Source organism: Pseudomonas sp. NFACC32-1 (assembly GCF_900101215.1).
Classification (GTDB): domain Bacteria; phylum Pseudomonadota; class Gammaproteobacteria; order Pseudomonadales; family Pseudomonadaceae; genus Aquipseudomonas.
This window is the reverse complement of sequence record NZ_FMUL01000007.1, coordinates 89,769-110,230: the sequence shown is the minus strand read 5'-3', so window position 1 is coordinate 110,230 and position 20,462 is coordinate 89,769. Positions and strand designations below refer to the sequence as shown.

The following is a 20,462-nucleotide window of genomic DNA, read 5'->3' as shown; positions in this document are numbered from 1 at the left end:
CCTACTCCTTGGCGACGCGTTTCATGTCCGCATCCATCATCATGCGGATCAGGGTGTCGAGATCGGTCCTGGGCTTCCACCCCAGGACTCTTTTCGCCTTGGCCGGGTTGCCGAGCAGCACCTCGACCTCGGCCGGGCGGAAAAACGCCGGGTCGATCTTCACGAAGTCGCGGTAATCCAGGCCCACATGTTCGAAGGCGATCCTGCACATTTCCCGCACGGTCGTGGTGACGCCGGTAGCGACCACGTAGTCGTCGGGTTTGTCCTGCTGCAGCATCAGCCACATGGCTTCGACATAATCCCCAGCAAAGCCCCAGTCGCGCTTGGCGTCGATGTTGCCCAGTCGCAATTCCTGCTGCTTGCCCTGCTTGATGCGGGCCGCCGCGTCGGTGACCTTGCGGGTCACGAACTCGATGCCGCGCAGGGGCGATTCATGGTTGAACAGGATGCCGCTGCTGGCATGCAGGCCGAAGCTTTCGCGATAGTTGACGGTGATCCAGTGTCCGTACAGCTTCGCGACGCCATAAGGGCTGCGTGGGTAGAACGGCGTATGTTCATCCTGTTGCTCGGCCTGGATCAGGCCGAACATTTCACTGGTGGACGCCTGGTAGAAGCGGGTGCCCGGACTGAACTGGCGAACGGCTTCGAGCAGGTGGGTCACCCCCAGCCCGTCGATGATGCCCGTGGTGACCGGTTGGTCCCACGAGGCCGCGACAAAGCTCTGGGCCGCCAGGTTGTACACCTCGTCCGGTGCGGCCTTGATGACCGCCCGTTGCACCGAACAGGCGTCGGCCATATCGCCATCCAGGTAAACGATCGCGTCTTCGATACCCATCTCTCGCAGACGCCAGCGTGAATCGCTGCTGCGTCGCGCCACCAGACCATGGACCTTATACCCCTTGTCGAGCAACAACTTGGCCAGATACGCGCCATCCTGGCCGGTTATCCCTGTGATCAATGCACTTTTCATTCTTTTTGTACCCGTATCTCCCAGTCGGACAGGATCGCCCGCAAGGATTGTTGTGTTGTTGTTTCAGGTGTCCATCCAGTGGCTTGTCGGAGCTTGGCAGGGCTGCCACACACGCGTCGTTGTTCCGCGCGGCGAAGACGCGCGGGGTCCTGGATCAGTTGCACATCGACCTGGGCAAGATCGCCCAGGTATTCGATCAGGCTGCGAATGCTCTGCTCGCGACCCGAGCAGATGTTGTAGATCTGTCCTGGCGTACCTTGGTCCAGCAGCGCCAGGTAGGCCGAGATCACGTCGTCTACATCGAGAAAATCGCGGGTGACGTCAATGTCCCCCACTTGCAGGCGGGGTGGTTGCAGGCCCTGCTTGATACGGCTGATCTGCCGGGCGGCGCTGGCAATGACAAAACTGTCCTTTTGCCCGGTGCCGATGTGATTGAACGGGCGCGCCACGATCACAGGCCAACCTTCGCTCATGCCCCATTGCAGGCTCAGCAGCTCGGCGGAAAGCTTGCTCACGGCATAAGGGTTGCGTGGTGCGGGAGTGTGCAATTCGGTAATCGGCAACTGGTGGTCGCCGACCTGGCCGTAGACATCGCCGGAGCTGACATACAGGAACGTGCCAGTGAATCCCCGGGCCTTGAGGGCCTGAAGCAGATTCAGGGTGCCAAGCAGATTGATCTGCAGAGTGCGCGCCGGATCGCGAAAGGCTTCGGGAACGAATGTCTGGCCGGCGAGGTGTATCACCGCATCAGGCACGTGCGACCAGAGATTTTCCAGGGTCTTGCCATCAGTGAGGTCGTAGCGAGCGGACACGGGCATCACTTGCCACGTGCAAGCGCAGGTATCCAGGCGCGATTTGATATGACGTCCCACGAAACCGCCGAGGCCCGTAACGAACAGACGTTTTTTCAAGCATCAGCCCTCTTGAGGCAAAACTTCGTCTGTCGCTGGATAAGTAGGAAATATCCGTAAGTTCGGAGAAATCATTCCCAAAAACAGCCCAGATGAAGGGTTTTGTAATTATTTGCTTATCAATCTGTGCCAATTTTGCGGCAATTTCAACACTGCAAGTCGTGACCGGTCAGTTCTCATATTTATAGTCGTTTTATTCTCGCCGAGCGGTTCACGAACCTTGGGAGGATGTGTTTAGAATGCCCCTCGTCAATATGGCTGCCCCGGTTCGATTTCGATTCGAACGACAGGGTGCAGGCCGCTAATAACAAGAACGAGACGGGCTGGTGGACACTCGACAAGCGCGGTGCGGTCCACCACCGTCATGAAAGGAAGTTGCCGGGATTGCGGCTTCCTGATGGGATGCCATGAACTTCATCATTTACTCGGACGTAAACGATCACTCCATCAGCCAGAGCCTTGGCCGCCCTGAGTACAGCTATTACTTCGTACTCAAGGCTTATCGCCCCGTGCTCGAAAGCTTGGGGCGGGTACATGTGGTGGCATCGGTCGCCGAAGTCGATCCGCTGTATCAGACCTTGCAGCAGTCCGGAGAGGATTGCCTGTTTCTCTCGTTTTCACCGCCCCACAAGACCCCCACCGACCTGCTTTGCCCGATGGTCTGCGTGGTGGCCTGGGAGTTCGATTCGATTCCGGCCGAGCACTGGGACAACGATTTGCGCCATGACTGGAGCCGTACGCTGGCCCGCCATGGCCGCGTCATTACCTTGTCCAGTCATACGGCCGAAGCAATCCGCAGGTCGCTGGGCGAGGATTTCCCGGTGCTGGTCCTGCCGACACCGCTGTGGGAGCGTTTCGCGGCGATTCGTGAACAGTACCCGAGTACGCCCATCAATCCGGGCACGGTCCTGGAGATCAAGGGATGCATCATCGACAGCCGACCCCTTGGCCTGTCGGCGGACGGTTTGATCGCGCCCCTTCTCGAAGACGCGCCGCCGGCGGATCCTGTCGTACCTCAGGCTCCTCCTGAGGACGTCGTCCAACCGCTCATCGAGACGCCAGCCCCGACCTGGCGACGTCGTGCATTTCTCAGCCGTCATTACTTGCGCGAAATCCTCCGCGCCTTCAGGGACGACAGCGAGCAAGGACCGTTGTGGCTGGTCAGGCACAACCTGCTGTGCTGGTACCGCGAAGCGGTGCGTGACCTGGTGCCGGTGCCCGTGCGCATTGCCGTGAGCCGGCTTCTGAGGGGGCCGGCCGCGCCCGTGCTGGACGTTGCGTTGCACATCGCCGAGCCGACACCGCCCGAACATCCCCAGGCAATCCTGCCGGATACCAGTCAGAGGGTGGAAACCGAAGTCAGCGGAGTGGTGTACGTCAGCGTGTTCAACCCCGATGACGGTCGAAAGAACTGGCATCACCTCATCACGGCCTTCTGCTGGGGCCTGCGGGACGTCGAGGATGCCACGCTGGTGTTGAAAATGACCCAGAACGACCTGTCGACCTATTACGTCGAGCTGCTCACCTTGTTGTCCCAGTTGTCGCCGTTCAGTTGCCGAGTCGTGGTGATGCATGGATTCCTGGAGGACGAGCAGTTCGCCCGGCTGTATGGCGCGGCGAGTTTCTATGTCAATGCCTCCCGTTGCGAAGGGCTGTGCCTGCCGCTGATGGAGTTCATGTCCTGCGCCCGGCCGGCGATCGCCCCGGACCACACGGCGATGCGTGACTACATCGATCCCCAGGTGGCCTTTATCGTCAAGTCCAGCCGCGAGCCGACCATCTGGCCGGAAGATTCGCGCATCCTTTACCGCACCTTGCGCCATCGGCCCGACTGGGGTTCGTTGAAACTTGCCTACCAGCAGAGCTACGCCCTGGCCCGGCATCAGCCCCAGGCCTACCAGGCCATGGCCTTGGCAGCGAGCGAGCGCATGCGCGGCTATTGCGGTTTCGACCCGGTGCGCCAACGCCTGGCGGATTTCCTGGCGGCGCCCGGTTGCGACGATCCATTGCCGGACGTGATCGAGGCGGGGGCCGCCTCATGCTGATCATCATTTATTCGGAAACCAACCAGAGCAATATCCTGGAAAACCTAGGCAAGCCCGAATACAGCTATTACTTCGTGCTCAAGGAGTTTCGCCCGGTGCTGGAACGGCTGGGGCGGGTGATCGAAGTGACCCGGCCGGACGACGAAGTGGATCAGCTTTATGCCGACTGCCTGGAGCGCGGCGAGGCGTGTGTGTTCCTGTCGTTTTCCCCGCCCCACCGCACCGCGGTCCACTATGCCTGTCCGACGGTTCCGGTATTTGCCTGGGAGTTCAGCACGATTCCCACTGAAAGCTGGCTGGGCGAACCTCGGCACGACTGGCGCACGGTGCTCGGCGCGACAGGCAGGGCGATCACCCATTCCAGTTTCACCGTCGACACTGTCCGCGCGGCGATGGGTGCCGACTTTCCCATCGTCGCCATTGCCGCGCCGGTCTGGGATCGCTTTGCGGCCCGTGGTGCGCTGCTGGCGCAAAGACCGACGGTGGAGCACATGCGTCTGCAACTGCGCGGCCTGTTGATCGACAGCCGCACCACCGACCTGCGGCCCTATGGCCCGCCAGTGCACCGGGCCGGCACCCCGGTGGTGCTCGATGGTCCGGCACAGGATCACGAGTTGCTGCTGGACGGCGTGATCTACACCTCGGTGTTCAACCCGTACGACGGGCGCAAGAACTGGAAGGACATGATCAGCGCGTTCTGCACCACGTTTCGCGACGTGGCCGATGCGACCCTGGTGCTCAAGCTGACTCACCACGATGTCGCCGAAGCGCTGGAGGACATGCTGCACCACGTCTACAAGAACCAGACGTACCGCTGCCGCATCGTGCTGATCCACGGGTACCTGGCCGATGCGGACTACGAACGGCTGGTGGAGGCCACTCGCTATGTGGTCAACAGTTCCTACGGCGAAGGGCAGTGCCTGCCGCTGATGGAGTTCATGTCCTGTGGCCGGCCGGCGATTGCGCCGTTGAACACGGCGATGGCCGACTACATCGACCACGACAATGCCTTCGTGGTGGATTCCACCGAAGAGCTGACCGCCTGGCCTCACGACCCTCGCGCGGCATTTCGAACCTTGCGCTATGTCACGGATTGGGACTCGTTGTGTTCGGCCTATCGTGCCAGCTATGACGTGGCGAAAAACGACCCCGAGCGCTATCGCCGCATGTCGGCCCAGGCCGTGCGCAGCCTGGAGAAATTCTGCAGCCAGGCCAACGCCGAGCAGCGCTTGCGGGACTTTCTCGAGCAGTTGTCCGGGCGGCAGTGGAACGCCGGGCAATCATGATCCGGCGGCTCATGGCCTGGCTCAGGCCTCCCGTGGAGCCCACGCCGCCTGCGCCGGCTGCTGTTTCGCCCCGGGACATCGGCCTTGTCGATGCGACGCTCGACGGCTGGTTCAACAACGCCACCGGCGAATTGCTCAAGGGCTTCGCCATCGGCGCCAACGACACGTTGCTGGATGTGGGTTGCGGTGAGGGCGTGGCCACGTTGTTCGGGATGCGCCAGGGTGCATCGGTGATCTTCACCGACAGCGAATACGACAAGGTGCGCGACCTGGCCCGCCAGGTCGGGCGCCACGCCAGGTCGACCGCAACGCCATTCCTGGGGCTGGTAAGCAATAGCCTGCCGCTGCCCCTGGCCGATGGCTGCGCGGACAAGATCGTGTGCATGGAAGTCCTCGAACATGTCGACCAGCCAGCGCCGTTCATGGCTGAACTGGTGCGCATGGGTCGCCCGGGGGCGCAGTATCTGCTCAGCGTGCCAGCGCCGGTGGGCGAGCGCTTGCAGCAAGGCATCGCGCCGCCGGCCTATTTCCAGGCCCCCAATCATGTGCAGGTATTCGACGCCGAGCAGTTCGCTGCGCTGGTGGAGGACGCCGGCCTGGTGATCGAACATCGCCAGGCCAGCGGGTTCTTCTGGGTCATGGGCATGATCTTCTTCTGGGCCAGCGAAAGGGCGGCCGGACGCATTCTCGAAGGTGCCGTTCGTGACCGGATCCAGGCCCCATACCCGCCGCTGATGCAATCGTGGGCGAGTGCGTGGCAGGCCTTGCTGTCGCAACCCGACGGCCTGGCGATCAAGCAGGTGCTCGATGGGTTCATGCCCAAGAGCCAGGTCATCATCGCTCGTAAACCCGATCCTTGCGCCGAGGACCCGTCGTGACCAGCAAACGAATCATGGACATCGAATTGCTGCGCGCCGTTGCCGTGATCGGCGTGCTGTTCCATCACATACAAGGCATGCCGTTCCCGGGTGGATGGCCAGGCCTGGCGGCGCTGTCCGGTAGCTTCCAATTTTGGTGGGGCGTGGACCTGTTCTTCGCCATATCCGGTTTTGTCATCGGTCGTAGCCTGATCCCGCAACTGCGCGGTTGCGCAAGCCTCCGGCAATTCTGGGTCGCCACGCGTGCGTTCTGGATCCGCCGGGCGTTCCGTCTGTTGCCGTCGGCCTGGCTCTGGTTGCTGCTGGTGCTGCTTGCAGCGTTTTTCTTCAACCGTTCCGGTGCGTTCGGCAGTGTGCAGGCCAACGTGCAGGCCACCCTGGCCGGGGTCCTGCAGTTCGCAAACCTACGCTTTGCCGATGCGTTCATGCGCTATGAATACGGTGCCAGTTTCGTGTACTGGACGCTGTCGCTGGAGGAGCAGTTCTATCTGATCCTGCCGCTGCTGGTGTTCGTTTCGCGGCGGTACCTGGTCTGGGTGCTGCTGGCCATAGTGCTGGTGCAATTTTTCACCTGGCGTGCGGTGTGGCTGTCGGTCGTGCGTACCGATGCCCTGGCCCTCGGGGTATTGTTGTCGATCTGGAGCCTGCGTCCCGGCTACTGGCGGTTCGAGCCCAGGTGGTTGCGCTGGCCGGGTCTTGGCGTAGCGTTGCTGGCAGGTCTTGGCGGCGTCATGGCCTGGCTCGCCACCGAACAGTTCAATCTGTCCTTCTACCGCCTCGGCGTCATCGCGGTTCTCAGCGCCGTGCTGGTGTGGGTCGCGTCCTATGACCGGGATTACCTGCTGCCCCGTAGCCCGCTGAAAGCCGCGCTGACCTGGGTCGGCAGCCGTTCCTACGGGATCTATCTGATCCACGTCCCGGTGTTTTTCCTGCTGCGCGAGCTGTGGTTCCGTCTTGCCCCGTTGGGGTCGCCGGACCTGGCCAGCCATCCCTGGCTGGCCCTGGCTTGCGGCTTGTCGCTGATCGGACTGTTGAGCGAACTCAACTACCGGCTGGTGGAAATGCCCATGCGCAATCGTGGTGCTCGACTGGTCGAACGCCTTCGAGCCGCACCTTGCGTCCTTCCTGTCTCTGGAGCCCCTTCATGCTGAGCCTTTTGAAGAAACTCACCACGGGCACGCCCGCGCCCGCGACGCCAGCGGCTGACAAGGTCGATCCGTATATGCTCGGGCTGCACGATGCGATGCTCAGCGGCTGGTTCAATCAGCGCACGGGCGAACTGTTCACCGGCTTCCCGGTTACTCCCCAGGACACCTTGCTGGACGTGGGCTGCGGCGACGGCGGCAACGTGCATTTCTGCGGCATGCGAGGCGCGAAGATCATCATCGCCGATATCGATGCCGCCAAGGTCGAGGCCACGCGCCAGCGCCTGGGCGATACGCCGGCGCGAGACATCGAATGCCACGTGACCGATTGCAACCCGCTGCCCATCGCCGACGGCACGGCCACGCGGGTGGTGTCCACGGAGGTGATCGAGCATGTCGACGACCCGGCGCAGTTCCTCGCCGAACTGGTGCGTGTCGGTCGACCCGGTGCGCTGTACCTGTTGAGCGTGCCGCACCCCAGCTCCGAAGAACTGCAGAAGGACATTGCCGCCCCGGAATATTTCCAGAAGCCCAATCACATCCGCATCATCGGTGAAGAACAGTTCAAGGCGATGGTCAGCGAGGCCGGGCTTGAGGTGTTGAGTCACAGCCAGTACGGCTTCTACTGGTCAATGTGGATGCTGCTGTTCTGGGAGGCCAAGGTCGATTTCAGCAATGCCGATCATCCATTGCTCAACCACTGGGCCGACACCTGGCAGGCGGTGCTCAATTCGCCTCGGGGCGCGCAGATCAAGCAGGCCCTGGACGGGGTCGTGGCCAAGAGTCAGGTGATCATCGCGCGCAAGCCTTGATCGATACCTGATTGCTCATAGAATGCCCGGGGCGCTGGACGCCCCCCAGTGTCGATGTGACGCGCAATGCGGTGAAACCCATGACTTCTTTATTCCGGCCAGCGCTGGCGCTCGCCGTTTTGCTTTTATCTGGCTGCGAACGACCCCCGGCTCGTCCTCTCGATCAACAGCTGTACATCTGGCAACGCCAATGGGTTCCGGCCCATGACGCGGCGCTGCGCCAGAGTCATCAGGATTTCTCCGGGTTGCGGGTGCTGGCGTTGCAGGCGTTCCCACAGGCTGGCTGGAGTCGGGCGCGGATCGATGCGGCGTTGCTCAAGGCTGACGGTCGGCCGCTGATTGCCGTGATTCGCCTGGACGGCCAGCTCAAGACGCTGGACCAGGACGAGATCGTCGCGCAGATCCAGCAGGTGCTCAAGCACTGGCAAGCCCAAGGCCTGGCGCCGACAGGGGTCGAGATCGACCATGACGCCGGTAGCGCCCGGCTGCCGGGCTACAGGACCTTCCTGGCCCGGTTGCGGCAAAGCTTGCCGGCCGATCTGAAACTGAGCATTACCGCGCTGCCGGCCTGGCTCGACAGCCCTGAATTGCCCGGCTTGCTGGAAACCGTGGACAGCAGTGTGCTGCAGGTCCATGCGGTGAGCGATCCGCGGCAGGGGTTGTTCGATCCGAAGCAGGCCCTGCGCTGGGCCGAACGTTGGGACCGCGTCACTATGCGGCCTTTTTACCTGGCGCTGCCGGCCTATGGGGTGGCACTGCTGAGCCAGGAAAGTGGCGCGCCGGTGGTGGAGAGTGAGGTGCCCATCGACCTGGGCGGCGAGCGCAAGGAGTTGTTGGCCGACCCGCAGCAAGTGGCCGGGCTGGCCGCCGGCCTGCGGGCCGATCCGCCGGAACATCTGGCGGGGTTGATCTGGTTTCGCCTGCCCTTGAGCGGCGACCGGCGCGTCTGGAGCCTGACTACCCTTGGCGCGGTGGCTCGGGGGGACAAGCTCGACAGCCGGCTGGCCCTGGAGCTGGAAGAAAAGGGTGGCTTGTACGATATCCGCCTGGTTAACCGGGGCAACCTCGACAGCCCCTGGCCCCAGCGCCTGACGCTGGCGGTAGGTGGATGTGATGGGGTCGATGCCCTGGCTGGCTACACGTTGCAACAAACGCCCGGACTGCTTACCTTCACCCGCATTCAGGAAGGCCGCCTGGCCGCTGGCGCCCAGCGGGCCGTCGGCTGGGCACGCTGTACAAAAATTGAACAAGGAACTTTCAATGTCTACCCCTAAGTGGTCTCGTCGCCTGCTCTGCCTGAGCCTTAGTCTGCCGCTGGGCCTGCCGTGGGGCGAGGCGCTGGCCTGTGGCCCCGATTTTCCCGCGCGCCTGCTGGACAACCGCGCCCAGACGCTGGCCGAATTGCCTGAAGGCAGCTTTCGTTTCGAGGTCAGCCGCCTTGGCCAGGCCATCGCGGGGCTCAAGTCGGCCAGCGAGGCGACTCGCAACCCGGACTACAACTATGACGACATGCCTGGCTACATCGCCCAACGTGACCAGGCCGAGCGGATCGGTCTGACCCCACCGCAGCAAGCGGTGGTGGAACGGGTGCGGGCTCTGAACGATATTGACCAGGCCCGCGCCGAAGCGGCGAACCTGCCTGCCGAGTTGCGGCTGTATGCCATTGGCGCGGCGGCGTTCAACCTGGGCGATCACCAGCAGGCGGCGCAGGCCTTCCAGGAGTTGCTGGCGCTACCGGCCGATCAGCGCCCGTTGCGCAGTACCTGGGCCGCATATTCCCTGGGGCGGTCGTTGTTCGCCATGAGTACCGAGGCAGGGCGCGGCGAGCCGGCGACGTTGCGCGATCAGGCGCGTGCGGCATTTCGCCAGGCCCGCGAGCTGAGCATCGGTGGTTTCAGCGACCCGCTGGAACTGGGAATCGCCAGCCTCGGCGAAGAGGCCAGGGTGGCCTATACCGCCGATGACTGGGACAGCGCCATCGAGTTGTACGCGAGCCAGTTCCTGCATGGATCCCAGGTCGGCTACAGCTCGTTGCTGTATCTGGCTGCCGACCTGGCTGCGCAGCCGGACGAGCGTCTGGATGCATTGCTCAAGCGTGCGGGTGTGCAGCGGTTGCTGACCGGTTATCTGCTCAGCCGTGTCGGTTGGTGGGACGGCGAGGAGCCGTCCGGGGAGAAGCGCCTTTTCCAGCGCCTGCAGGCCAGCAGCCGTGCAAGCCTGGACAACGCCGACCGGTTGGCGGCGGTCAGTTATCAGCACGGTGACTACGCTGGGGCCAAGGCCTTTGTGGAGAAGGCCGGCGATACCGGGTTGGCGTGGTGGGTTCGGGCCAAGCTGGCCTTGCGCGACGCGGATAAAGCGGCTGCGGCGGCGGCCTACGCCAAGGCGGCCCAGGCTTTCCCCCAAGAGGAAACCTGGGGCGGCCGGCGCAACGCGGATTGGGATTTCGAGGTGGTGCAGCCCAAGTGTCGGGTCGAAGGCGAAAGCGCGATCCTGGCCCTGCAACGGGGCGATTACCTGCAAGCCTTCGATCAGCTTTACCGTGGTCAGAGCAATTACTGGTACGACGCCGCGACTGTCGCCGAACGGGTGCTGACGGTGGATGAATTGAAACAGTACGTCGACCAGCAAGTCCCGGCCCCGCCGGCGTTGAGCCAGGAGGATCGCGACAATTACGTGCCATTGCCGGTCGCCGCGAGCCTGCGCAACCTGCTGGGCCGCCGCTTGCTGCGTGAGGGGCGCTACGACGAGGCGCCGGCCTATTTCGACAATGCCGACCTGCAGGCCAAGGCCCGGGCCTACGCCCAGTTGCTTCAGCAAGCCGAGTCCAAATGGTGGCCAACCCGCCGGGCCGAGGCCTATTTCAACGCTTCCTGGATCGCGCGCCGATGGGGCATGGAACTGCTCGGCTACGAGATGGCTCCGGACTATGCCACTTTCGAGGGCAACTACAGTCTCGAACCTGTCGAACTCAAGGTGGGGCCGCTGATGGCCGAGGGTGAGGTAAAACGCCAGCAAGCCAGCGCCGCCCAGCCAGACCTGCGCTATCACTATCGTTTTGTCGCCACGGCGTTGGCCAGTCAGGCGGCTGACAACCTGCCCCATACCAGCCAGGCGTTCGCGGCGGTGCTGTGCAAGGCAGTGGGGTACAACTCCAGCCTGGAGGAGCAAAGCGCGTTGTATCAGCGTTACGTGAAAGAGGGGCCCTATGTGACCTGGGCGGGTGATTTCGGTCATCAATGCCAGGAGCCGGATTTCCACAGCGCTGACAAGCGCTACGTCACCCAGGCCCTGGAGTCGCTGCGCTCTGCGCTTCGACCGTATAAGCGCTGGTTGCAGGTTGGCGGCCTGGCGTTGGTGGTCGCGGTCGGGCTTGGGTTGATCAGCCGGCGGCGCAACAAGGCGCGGGTATCGGCCAGCTGAAGAGCCGCTGTCCTGACTGTCCCGCGGGAACCGCTCCCACGGGACCGTCCTTGGAAGCTACATCTGCGTCGCCATGCCCTCCACATCCATCGCCGCCTGGCGTAATGCTTCCGAGCGGGTAGGGTGTGGATGGCAGGTCAGGGCGATATCCTCGGCCGAGGCGCTGAACTCCATGGCGACGCAATATTCGCCAATCATTTCACTGACGCTCGGGCCTACCAGGTGCACGCCGAGGATTTCGTCAGTCTGCTCATCGGCCAGGACCTTGGCGAAACCTTCGGTCTCGTGGTTGATTTTCGCCCGGCTATTGGCCGTGAAAGGAAATTTGCCCACCTTGTAGGCGCGACCTTCCGCCTGGAGCTGTTCCTCTGTCTTGCCGACGCTGGCCAGTTCCGGGCGGGTGTAGATGACGCTGGGAATCAACGCATAGTTGACCTCCCCGGCCTTGCCGACGATCTGTTCGATGCAGGCCATGGCCTCGTCTTCAGCCTTGTGAGCCAGCATCGGCCCGGACGTGACGTCGCCGATCACCCAGACGCCAGGTGCTTCGGTTCGATGTTGCCTGTTGGCGAGCATGCCGCGTTTATCGGTGCTCAGCCCGACGTTCTCGAGTCCCAACCCCTGGGTGTAGGGCCGACGACCGATGGCCACCAGCACATAGTCGGCTTCGAGAAGCTGCATCTCGCCGCCGGTTGCAGGCTCGATCTGCAACTGCACGCCTTCTGCCGACGTGACGGCACGGGTAACCTTGGACCCCAGCTTGAACTGGATGCCCTGTTTGCCCAAGGCCCGCTGCAGGGTTTTCGCTGCCTCGACGTCGGTGCCTGGGCAAATGCGATCCAGGTATTCCACGACTGTCACCTGGGCGCCAAGCCGCCGCCAGACCGAGCCCAGTTCCAGGCCGATGACCCCTGCGCCGATCACCACCAGGTGCTGCGGCACTTCACTCAAGGACAGTGCCCCGGTGGAATCCAGGATGCGCTGGTTATCGATCTCCACCCCGGGCAGTGGCGTGGGTTCTGAGCCGGTGGCGATAACGATGTCTTTGGCGCTCAGTTGCGTCTTGCTGCCGTCGTCGCCAGTGACGGTCACTTTTCCAGGGCCGTCGATATGGCCCCAGCCTTTGATCCAGTCGACCTTGTTCTTGCGAAACAGAAATTCGATACCTTTGGTCAGGCCCGCCACGCTGGCGTCCTTCTGTTTCATCATCTGCGCGAGATCGAGAGTGGGGCTGACCTTGATGCCGAGATTGGCGAACTCCGATCCTGTGGCCGCTTCGTAGAGTTCCGAGGCGTGGAGCAGGGCCTTGGAAGGCATGCAGCCGACGTTCAGGCAGGTGCCGCCCAAAGTGGCCCGACCTTCGACGCAAGCGGCCTTCAAGCCCAGCTGGCCGGCGCGAATCGCCGCGTTATAGCCACCCGGGCCGCCGCCCAGAATGATCACGTCATAATTGCTCATCGCTGCTCTCCCGTTCGGCCAAAAAATTATGATCGTAATATGAGCGTTTTCGAGGATTACGGTCAAGGCTTCCCATGTTGGCTTTTGGCGCAGCTTTCATGAAGCAAACAAAAACAGAAATTTCACAGGAATCGTTATAGGGTAACGTTCCTCAACGAAGCGGCCGTGGTTTCGCCCACAGCCCGATTGTGTTCCCTTGAAGCTGGGGTGGTATGCAAGTCGATCTAGATGGCGAAGGGGTGAGTGCGGTTGGGCTACCGCGTTTCCAACAGGCACCGTTCCAAGGGCGGCGCCTGAAGGGCATGGCCTGGGTGCTGGGCACCCTGGCGGGCCTGGGGTTGGTGCTGGCATTTTTTATCGGGCTGTTTGCACCGCAATCGTTGTGGCCTGCCCTGCTGGTAAGCCAGTGCGCTGCCTTGCTGGTGCTGGTCGCGGGCTTGCAATCGGCCTGGTGGGTGACGCGATGGCGTACCCGGGCGCTGCTGCCGAGCCAGGATATCCCGGCGGCTGACATTGAGCCTGTGGATGAACTCGGTTGGTACGAGCGACTCCTGGACGGTATCAGTACGCGCTGTGGTCGCCTGCTGGGCTATATCGGTGCTCCTACGCTGTGGTTGATCGGTTGGGCAATGGTGGTGCTGTTGAGCCTGGAACAGGCCTGGAACCTGGCGTTGCCACCCGCCACGCTGGGTGTGGCGGCCAGTATTGGCGCGGTATTTTCATTGACGCTGGCGTTCGGTTTACTGGTTTTTGAACGCCAGTTGGGTCAGCAATCCATCCTCGAATGGCCGGAGGCGCCGCCGCTGGCGCAGCTGACGCGGCTGGCGATTATCGTCCTGGTCGTTTGCGCCTTGTGCCTGTTGTTCGCCTCGCAAACGTCCATTTGGCCGGTACGGTTGGCGGTGTGGGCGGGGGTGTTGCCGGGCGTGGTGGCCGTGGAGCTGCTGCTCAGGGCATTGCTGTCTGTGTTCAGCCCACGCCGGGACGCCCTTGAGCCGACGCTGCTGGGGCGTAGTGTCCTTGCCGACCTGCTGCGCTGGCCGCCGCGTCCCTTGCAGGCGTTGCAACATGAATTGCACAACCGTTTCGGCATCGACCTGCGGCAAGTCTGGGCTTTCAGTTACATGCGCCGTGCCTTTTTCCCGGTGCTGATGTTGGTCTCGCTGGTGGGCTGGCTGCTGACGGGGGTGCATGAAGTGCCACTGCAGGGGCGTGGTGTCTACGAACGGTTCGGTGAGCCGGTCCAGGTCTTCGGTCCGGGCCTGCATGTCGGATTGCCTTGGCCATTGGGCCGGGTGCTGGCTGTCGAAAATGGCGTGGTCCATGAGTTGGCCACCAGCGTTGGCGACAACCGCGGGCCTGCGCAAGCCGAACCGGCGGAGGGGCCAGCCCCGGCGATTGCCAACCGGTTGTGGGACGCCAGTCATGTGAACGATAAATCCCAGGTCATTGCCAGCCGCCGGGCCGACCAGCAGGGCTTCCAGATCATCAACATGGATGTGCGCTTCGTCTACCGCATTGGTCTTGACGACAAGGCCGCGCTCGCGGCGACCTACCACAGCGCCGATGTGCCCGCGCTGATCCGCAGTACCGCCAGCCGTATCCTGGTGCATGAATTCGCCTCCCGCACCCTGGACGGTTTGCTGGGAGCGGATCGTGTCAGCCTGGCCGATGAGATCGGCCGAGCGGTGCAGGCCGATTTGCAGGCCCTGGACAGTGGTGTGGAGATCCTGGCCACGGTGGTGGAAGCGATCCATCCACCGGCAGGTGCGGCCAACGCCTATCACGGGGTGCAGGCGGCGCAGATCGGCGCCCAGGCATTGATCGCCAGGGAGCGCGGCGCGGCAGCGGAGCAGACCAGCCAGGCGCAGTTGCAGGCCGCCATGGCCTATGACCAGGCCCAGGCCAGCGCTCGGGAAATCAATGCCACCGCACAGGCCGCCGACCTGCGCTTCGGTGCTGAGCGCAAGGCCTTCGCCGCTGCGGGTCATGCCTTCGTGCTTGAACAGTACCTCAGCCAACTGAGCCAGGGCCTGGGCCAAGCCAGGCTGCTGGTGCTCGACCATCGCCTGGGAGACAGCGGCAACGCACCGACCATTGACCTGCGGACCTTCACCTTACCGGCGGACCCTGCCGAGCCGCGTAATCTTGCCCAGCCAGGAGCTGTCCATTGAGCCCTTTTCCCCACGATCACCACGACCACATCGGTCACGATCACGGCCACGCCGGACATCATCACCATCATGGTGAACCCCAGGAAGCCGGGCCGTTCCCTTGGCGCCGAATGGGCTGGGCGGCACTGCTGGTGGCGTTCGCGGTGGCGGCTGCGAGTCTGGTACAAGTGCGGTCCGGAGAGGCCACCGTCATTACGCGTTTCGGCAATCCGGCCAGGGTCCTGCTGCAACCAGGCCTGGGCTGGCGCTGGCCGGCGCCGTTCGAGGCGGCAATCCCGGTGGATTTGCGGCTGCGCACCACTTCCAGTGGTTTGCAGGATGTGGGGACCCGAGACGGATTGCGGATCATCGTGCAAGCCTACGTGGCGTGGCAGGTACAGGGCGACCCGGACAACGTCCAACGTTTCATGCGAGCGGTGCAGAACCAGCCGGACGAGGCGGCACGGCAGATTCGGACCTTCGTAGGCTCGGCGTTGGAAACAACCGCTGCCAGTTTTGACCTGTCGGACCTGGTCAACACCAACGCCAGCCAAGTGCGCATCGGCGACTTCGAGACCCAATTGCGCCAGCAGATCGATCAGCAACTGCTCGCCACGTATGGGGTGCGGGTGTTGCAAGTGGGCATCGAACGCCTGACCTTGCCTTCGGTGACCTTGACAGCCACAGTGGATCGCATGCGCGCTGAGCGCGAGACCATCGCCACTGAGCGCACCGCCATTGGCAAGCGCGAAGCGGCGCAGATCCGCTCCGCTGCCGAGCGTGATGCGCGGATCATGCAAGCCGATGCCACTGTGAAGGCTGCCGATATCGAGGCGCAGTCTCGAGTCGAAGCCGCTCAGCTTTACGGCAAGGCCTACGCCGGTTCGCCCCAGCTCTATAACCTGCTGCGTTCCCTGGACACCCTCGGCACCATCGTTGGCCCTGGCACGAAACTGGTTCTGCGGACCGACGCGGCCCCGTTTCGAGTGTTGGTGGACGGGCCGCCGGCCGTGGAACCAAAAGGTGGAACACAACCATGAGTGTGGTTCCACGTGGAACAAACGAGTTGTCCAGCCCCTGGATCCAGGCCGGACGCCTGACATTTCTGGCGCTTTACGCGGTTACGGCCCTGGCCGCTGTGGCCTGGGCGTTTTCCAACGTCCGGCAGATCGATCCGCAGGAACGGGCTGTGGTGCTGCATTTCGGCGCACTGGATCGGATCGAAAACGCCGGGCTTCTATTGGCCTGGCCTCGTCCTGTGGAACAGGTGGTTTTACTGCCTGCGGCGGATCGGGTTCTGGAAAGGCGCGTAGAGAGCTTGTTGCGTTCGGACGCCGCCCTGCAGGCGGACCGAGTCGCCAGTTTCGCTACGCCGGTCAGCGACGCACTGGCCGGGTCCGGTTATCTGCTGACCGGCGACGCAGGGGTGGTGCAACTGGATGTGCGCGTGTTCTACAAGGTCACCGAACCCTATGCCTTCGTACTTCAAGGAGAACACGTGCTGCCGGCCCTGGATCGACTGGTGACTCGTAGCGCTGTCGCATTGGCTGCGGCTCGGGACCTGGACACGATTCTGGTGGCTCGGCCAGAGCTGATCGGCAGTGATAACCAGGCCGCCGAACGTCGCGAGCGCCTGCGTGGCGATCTGGTTCAGAGCATCAACCGTCGTCTGGCCGAGCTGGCGACCACGGGACAGGGGTTGGGAATCGAAGTGGCGCGGGTCGATGTGCAATCGAGTCTGCCGGGGCCTGCGGTGAGTGCGTTCAATGCAGTGCTGACGGCCAGCCAGCAGGCCGACAAAGCCGTCGCCAATGCGCGAACCGAAGCCGAAAGATTGACCCAGTCCGCCCGTCAGGAAGCGGACCGGGCCCTGCAGGTCGCCCATGCCCAGGCCAGTGAGCGGCTCGCCAAGGCGTCGGCCGATACCGCTACGGTGCTCGGCCTGACCAAGGCTCAGGGTAGTGATCCGCAGATGCTGCTGCGCCTGTATCGCGAACGCGTGCCAGCCATTCTTCGCCAGGCCGGTTCAGTGACAACGGTCGATCCGAAAGACGATTCCCACCTGATCATCCAGGGAGCAGAACAATGACCGCACCCACCATTGCCGCTCCGATGTTGTCTCGCGACGAGCAACGTACTGCCGCGCGGCAACTGACCCTGGCCATGTTGGCCCTTGGTCTGCTTGCGTTGGGTCTGGCCTGGCGGGGATGGGCACCGGAGCAGTCAGGCGTCAGCCAGTTGCTGCTGGGGGTCGCCTCGCTGTTGGTGGCTATGCCAGTGATGAGGTCGGCCTGGTACAGCCTGCGCTATCCGAGCCTGCACGGGATCACCGACCAGTTGATCGCCCTGGCCATGCTTGGCGCCTGGGCCACGGGGGATCTGCTGACGGCCGCGCTGTTGCCGATCATCATGATCTTCGGCCATGTGCTGGAGGAGCGAAGCGTGATTGGCTCCCAGGAGGCCATCCATGCCCTGGGCCGATTGACTCGCAGCCAGGGTCGCAAGGTTCTGGCGGACGGTTCGATCGTCGATGTCGACAACGCGACGCTCCAGCCGGGCGACCTGGTGGAGGTCAGGGCAGGGGACCGGGTGCCCGCCGACGGTCGGGTAGTGTCGGGCCAGGCGAGCCTCGACACGGCTCCCATTACCGGCGAGTCGGTACCGTTGGAAGCGGCGGTGGGCACTCAAGTGTTCGGCGGCGCGATCAATCTCGATGGGCTGCTGCGCCTTGAAGTCACGCGAACCGGCAACGAATCGACGTTGGGCAAAGTCATCGCCCTGATGCAGAACGCGGAGCGCTCCAAGCCACCCATCACCCGGTTGCTGGAACGTTATGCCGCAAGTTATCTGGTGCTGGTGTTGCTGCTGGCGGCAGTGACCTGGTTCATCACCAACGATGCCCAGGCAATGCTGGCGGTGCTGGTGGCCGCGTGTCCGTGTGCACTGGTGCTGTCGGCACCGGCGACGGCGATTGCCGGCATCGCGGTGGCGGCGCGTCATGGCATCCTGATCCGCAGCTCGGCTTTCCTGGAAGAGTTGGCGGACCTCACGTCCCTGGTCGTGGACAAGACCGGCACCCTGACCTACGGTGCCCTGCGTCTGCAATCCATCGAGAGCGACTTGGAGGATCGCGCCTTCCTACTGCCGTTGGCGGCCAGCCTCGGTTCGGCCAGCAGCCATCCGGTCAGCCGCGCATTGGCCGGGTTGGTGGAACAGGACCAGCGCCTGTCCCTGGCACAGATTCAGGAGCGCCAGGGACTGGGCGTGGTCGCGATGACCGAGCAGGGCGAGGCAGCGCTTGGACGGCCGGAGCTGTTCGCCCGGTTAGGGATCGAGACCTCTGCGATCCCCACCCACGACGGCCCGATAGCCGGATTGGCCCTGAATGGACAATTCCTCGCCTGGTTGCTGTTGGCCGACAGCATCAAGCCGGAAGCACAACTGGCCATGACCGAATTGCGTGCGTTGGGCCTGGGACGACAATTGCTGCTGACCGGTGACCGCGAGAGCGTGGCCAAAGCCCTGGCTCGGGACATCGGCATCGGCGATGTACAGGCCCAGGCTCTGCCGGAAGACAAACTCAAACGGGTCATGGCGGAAATCGATCACGGTTTCCGTCCCATGGTGGTGGGCGACGGTATCAATGATTCACTGGCGCTTAAGGCCGGGGTCGTCGGAATTGCGATGGGGGCGGGAGGTGCAGACATTGCCCTGGCGTCGGCGGACGTGGTGTTGATCGGCAGCGACCTGAGGCGGCTCGGTACCTGCGTGCGGCTCAGCCGCCAATGCCGTCGTACGCTGCAGGTCAACGTGATCATTGGCCTGGGCTGGACCCTGGCGATCGTCGCTTTTGCCGCTTTCGGCTGGCTCGGTGCGGCAGGAGCGATGATCGCTGCGCTGCTGCATAACCTGAGCACTCTGCTAGTGTTAGGTAATGCCGGACGGTTGTTGCGCTTCCATGAGCCTTTGTCGAAAGTTTGAAAAGCGGCCCATTGGACAGAACTGCGCGCGATGTGCAATCAAGGGTGGATAGGGTATGCATCAGAGCCGTCCCGGCTCAAGGAGCGACTTCGGGAGGTAATAGAAAAAGGCTATATATTCGATAGGCAGCTATTTTTCTACGATGGTCTACCCTGATTTCAGACGTCTGAAACAAGGGGGATATCTCATGCTCGCGCAACTTCCACCGGCCTTACAGAATCTGCACCTGCCGCTTCGGCTACGGCTCTGGGACGGCCATGAATTCTCGCTGGGCGCCGACCCCAGCGTCACGATCGTGGTCAAGGACCCACAGATGGTCGCGCAATTCACCCATCCCAGCCTGGATGCCCTGGGCGCGGCGTTCGTAGAAGGCAAGCTCGAGCTTGAAGGCTCGATCAACGAAGTGATCCGGGTCTGCGACGAATTGAGCCAGGCCCTGGTGGACGAAGAGGGCGACAACCCTCCGGTGCGCTCGGTCCACGACAAGGAAACCGACGCCAAGGCCATTTCCTATCATTACGACCTGTCCAACGCCTTCTATCAGCTATGGCTCGATAGCGACATGGTCTATTCCTGCGCCTATTTCGAGACGGGCAGCGAAACCCTCGAACAAGCCCAGCAAGCCAAGTTCCGACATCTGTGTCGCAAGCTGCGGCTGCAGCCGGGTGATTACCTGTTGGATGTAGGGTGTGGATGGGGCGGCCTGGCCCGTTTTGCGGCACGGGAGTTCGGCGCCAAGGTGTTCGGTATTACCTTGAGCAAGGCGCAATTGGCACTGGCCCGTGAGCGGGTCAAGGCCGAAGGCCTGGAAGACCAGGTCGAACTGCAACTGCTCGATTACCGCGACCTTCCCCAGGACGGTCGCTTTGATAAGGTGGTCAGCGTCGGGATGTTCGAACACGTCGGCCATGCGAACCTGGAGCAATACTGCAAGACGTTGTTCGGCGCTGTGCGTGAGGGTGGCCTGGTGATGAATCATGGCATCACGGCCAAGCACACCGACGGGCGTCCGGTCGGTCGCGGCGCGGGTGAGTTCATCGAGAAGTACGTCTTCCCCAACGGCGAGTTGCCGCATCTGGCGATGATTTCCGCTCACATCAGCGAAGCGGGCCTGGAGATCGTCGACGTGGAGAGCCTGCGCCTGCATTACGCGCGTACGCTGGATCACTGGAGCGAACGGCTGGAAGACAACCTGGAAGCAGCGTCGAAGGAAGTCTCTGAGCAGGCCCTGCGAATCTGGCGTCTGTACCTGGCCGGCTGCGCCTATGCGTTTGCCAAGGGTTGGATCAACCTGCATCAGATCCTGGCGGTGAAGGCCCATGCTGACGGCAGTCATGACCTGCCTTGGACCCGAGACGACATCTACCACCCCTGATCGGGCCGTTACGCAAAGCCTTGAT

General features: G+C 63.0%; 15 protein-coding genes. 12 read left to right on the top strand and 3 right to left on the bottom strand.

Annotation, left to right across the window (positions count from 1 at the left end; genetic code table 11):
* Nucleotide 1: 1 nt before the first annotated feature.
* A complete protein-coding gene (gene gmd / locus BLP99_RS13260) occupies nt 2–970 on the bottom strand; it encodes a GDP-mannose 4,6-dehydratase (RefSeq protein WP_092180500.1) in 969 nt (322 codons plus the stop codon).
* Nucleotides 967–1,881, bottom strand: coding sequence for a GDP-mannose 4,6-dehydratase (locus BLP99_RS13255; RefSeq protein WP_072397406.1), 915 nt, complete (start codon nt 1,879–1,881; stop codon nt 967–969). Before BLP99_RS13255 ends, gmd begins: the two co-directional genes overlap by 4 nt.
* 407 nt (nt 1,882–2,288) lie before the next feature.
* On the opposite strand from BLP99_RS13255, the gene BLP99_RS13250 reads away from it, so the two are divergent.
* The 7 genes from BLP99_RS13250 to BLP99_RS13220 all read left to right on the top strand — a co-directional run bounded on the left by BLP99_RS13250 (nt 2,289) and on the right by BLP99_RS13220 (nt 11,470).
* Nucleotides 2,289–3,926 (top strand): glycosyltransferase, encoded by a 1,638-nt coding sequence (locus BLP99_RS13250; RefSeq protein WP_072431335.1) that lies wholly within the window; start codon nt 2,289–2,291, stop codon nt 3,924–3,926.
* Complete coding sequence (locus tag BLP99_RS13245) at nt 3,920–5,212, top strand: glycosyltransferase (protein WP_072431336.1); 1,293 nt, start codon at nt 3,920–3,922, stop codon at nt 5,210–5,212. The genes BLP99_RS13250 and BLP99_RS13245 overlap by 7 nt, the downstream gene beginning before the upstream one ends.
* Entirely contained in the window at nt 5,209–6,090 is an 882-nt protein-coding gene (locus BLP99_RS13240; protein WP_092180498.1) for a class I SAM-dependent methyltransferase, read from the top strand. Before BLP99_RS13245 ends, BLP99_RS13240 begins: the two co-directional genes overlap by 4 nt.
* Nucleotides 6,087–7,241 carry an acyltransferase family protein gene (locus BLP99_RS13235; RefSeq protein WP_092180496.1) on the top strand — a complete coding sequence of 385 codons (1,155 nt, stop codon included), beginning with the start codon at nt 6,087–6,089 and terminating at the stop codon, nt 7,239–7,241. Before BLP99_RS13240 ends, BLP99_RS13235 begins: the two co-directional genes overlap by 4 nt.
* Nucleotides 7,235–8,047, top strand: coding sequence for a class I SAM-dependent methyltransferase (locus BLP99_RS13230; RefSeq protein ID WP_072397366.1), 813 nt, complete (start codon nt 7,235–7,237; stop codon nt 8,045–8,047). Before BLP99_RS13235 ends, BLP99_RS13230 begins: the two co-directional genes overlap by 7 nt.
* An 80-nt stretch (nt 8,048–8,127) precedes the next feature.
* Nucleotides 8,128–9,321: a DUF3142 domain-containing protein gene (locus tag BLP99_RS13225; RefSeq protein ID WP_072397365.1), complete on the top strand. Its 1,194-nt coding sequence runs from the start codon at nt 8,128–8,130 to the stop codon at nt 9,319–9,321.
* Nucleotides 9,308–11,470, top strand: a complete 2,163-nt coding sequence (locus BLP99_RS13220; protein WP_072397364.1) for a hypothetical protein — start codon at nt 9,308–9,310, stop codon at nt 11,468–11,470. The genes BLP99_RS13225 and BLP99_RS13220 overlap by 14 nt, the downstream gene beginning before the upstream one ends.
* Nucleotides 11,471–11,527: 57 nt before the next feature.
* On the opposite strand, the gene lpdA is transcribed toward BLP99_RS13220, so the two are convergent.
* Nucleotides 11,528–12,928, bottom strand: coding sequence for a dihydrolipoyl dehydrogenase (gene lpdA / locus BLP99_RS13215; RefSeq protein ID WP_072397363.1), 1,401 nt, complete (start codon nt 12,926–12,928; stop codon nt 11,528–11,530).
* A 212-nt stretch (nt 12,929–13,140) separates the two neighbouring features.
* On the opposite strand from lpdA, the gene hflK (BLP99_RS13210) reads away from it, so the two are divergent.
* The 5 genes from hflK (BLP99_RS13210) (at nt 13,141) to cfaB (ending at nt 20,437) form a co-directional block, all read left to right on the top strand.
* Nucleotides 13,141–15,102: a protease modulator HflK gene (gene hflK / locus BLP99_RS13210; protein ID WP_092180494.1), complete on the top strand. Its 1,962-nt coding sequence runs from the start codon at nt 13,141–13,143 to the stop codon at nt 15,100–15,102.
* On the top strand, nt 15,099–16,121 hold the full coding sequence (hflC, locus tag BLP99_RS13205) for a protease modulator HflC (RefSeq protein WP_092180492.1): 1,023 nt from the start codon (nt 15,099–15,101) through the stop codon (nt 16,119–16,121). The genes hflK (BLP99_RS13210) and hflC overlap by 4 nt, the downstream gene beginning before the upstream one ends.
* Entirely contained in the window at nt 16,118–17,170 is a 1,053-nt protein-coding gene (gene hflK, locus BLP99_RS13200; protein ID WP_072459047.1) for a protease modulator HflK, read from the top strand. The genes hflC and hflK (BLP99_RS13200) overlap by 4 nt, the downstream gene beginning before the upstream one ends.
* Nucleotides 17,167–19,062 (top strand): heavy metal translocating P-type ATPase, encoded by a 1,896-nt coding sequence (locus BLP99_RS13195; protein ID WP_092180490.1) that lies wholly within the window; start codon nt 17,167–17,169, stop codon nt 19,060–19,062. The genes hflK (BLP99_RS13200) and BLP99_RS13195 overlap by 4 nt, the downstream gene beginning before the upstream one ends.
* 187 nt (nt 19,063–19,249) lie before the next feature.
* Nucleotides 19,250–20,437 (top strand): C17 cyclopropane fatty acid synthase CfaB, encoded by a 1,188-nt coding sequence (gene cfaB / locus BLP99_RS13190; RefSeq protein ID WP_072397355.1) that lies wholly within the window; start codon nt 19,250–19,252, stop codon nt 20,435–20,437.
* Nucleotides 20,438–20,462 lie beyond the last annotated feature (25 nt).

Bases quoted from the DNA above. Each gene is read 5' to 3' on its own strand.
- gmd (WP_092180500.1), bottom strand. From the start codon at position 970: ATGAAAAGTGCATTGATCACAGGGATAACCGGCCAGGATGGCGCGTAT.
- BLP99_RS13250 (WP_072431335.1), top strand. From the start codon at position 2,289: ATGAACTTCATCATTTACTCGGACGTAAACGATCACTCCATCAGCCAG.
- BLP99_RS13245 (WP_072431336.1), top strand. From the start codon at position 3,920: ATGCTGATCATCATTTATTCGGAAACCAACCAGAGCAATATCCTGGAA.
- BLP99_RS13240 (WP_092180498.1), top strand. From the start codon at position 5,209: ATGATCCGGCGGCTCATGGCCTGGCTCAGGCCTCCCGTGGAGCCCACG.
- BLP99_RS13230 (WP_072397366.1), top strand. From the start codon at position 7,235: ATGCTGAGCCTTTTGAAGAAACTCACCACGGGCACGCCCGCGCCCGCG.
- BLP99_RS13225 (WP_072397365.1), top strand. From the start codon at position 8,128: ATGACTTCTTTATTCCGGCCAGCGCTGGCGCTCGCCGTTTTGCTTTTA.
- BLP99_RS13220 (WP_072397364.1), top strand. From the start codon at position 9,308: ATGTCTACCCCTAAGTGGTCTCGTCGCCTGCTCTGCCTGAGCCTTAGT.
- lpdA (WP_072397363.1), bottom strand. From the start codon at position 12,928: ATGAGCAATTATGACGTGATCATTCTGGGCGGCGGCCCGGGTGGCTAT.
- hflK (WP_092180494.1), top strand. From the start codon at position 13,141: ATGCAAGTCGATCTAGATGGCGAAGGGGTGAGTGCGGTTGGGCTACCG.
- hflK (WP_072459047.1), top strand. From the start codon at position 16,118: ATGAGTGTGGTTCCACGTGGAACAAACGAGTTGTCCAGCCCCTGGATC.
- BLP99_RS13195 (WP_092180490.1), top strand. From the start codon at position 17,167: ATGACCGCACCCACCATTGCCGCTCCGATGTTGTCTCGCGACGAGCAA.
- cfaB (WP_072397355.1), top strand. From the start codon at position 19,250: ATGCTCGCGCAACTTCCACCGGCCTTACAGAATCTGCACCTGCCGCTT.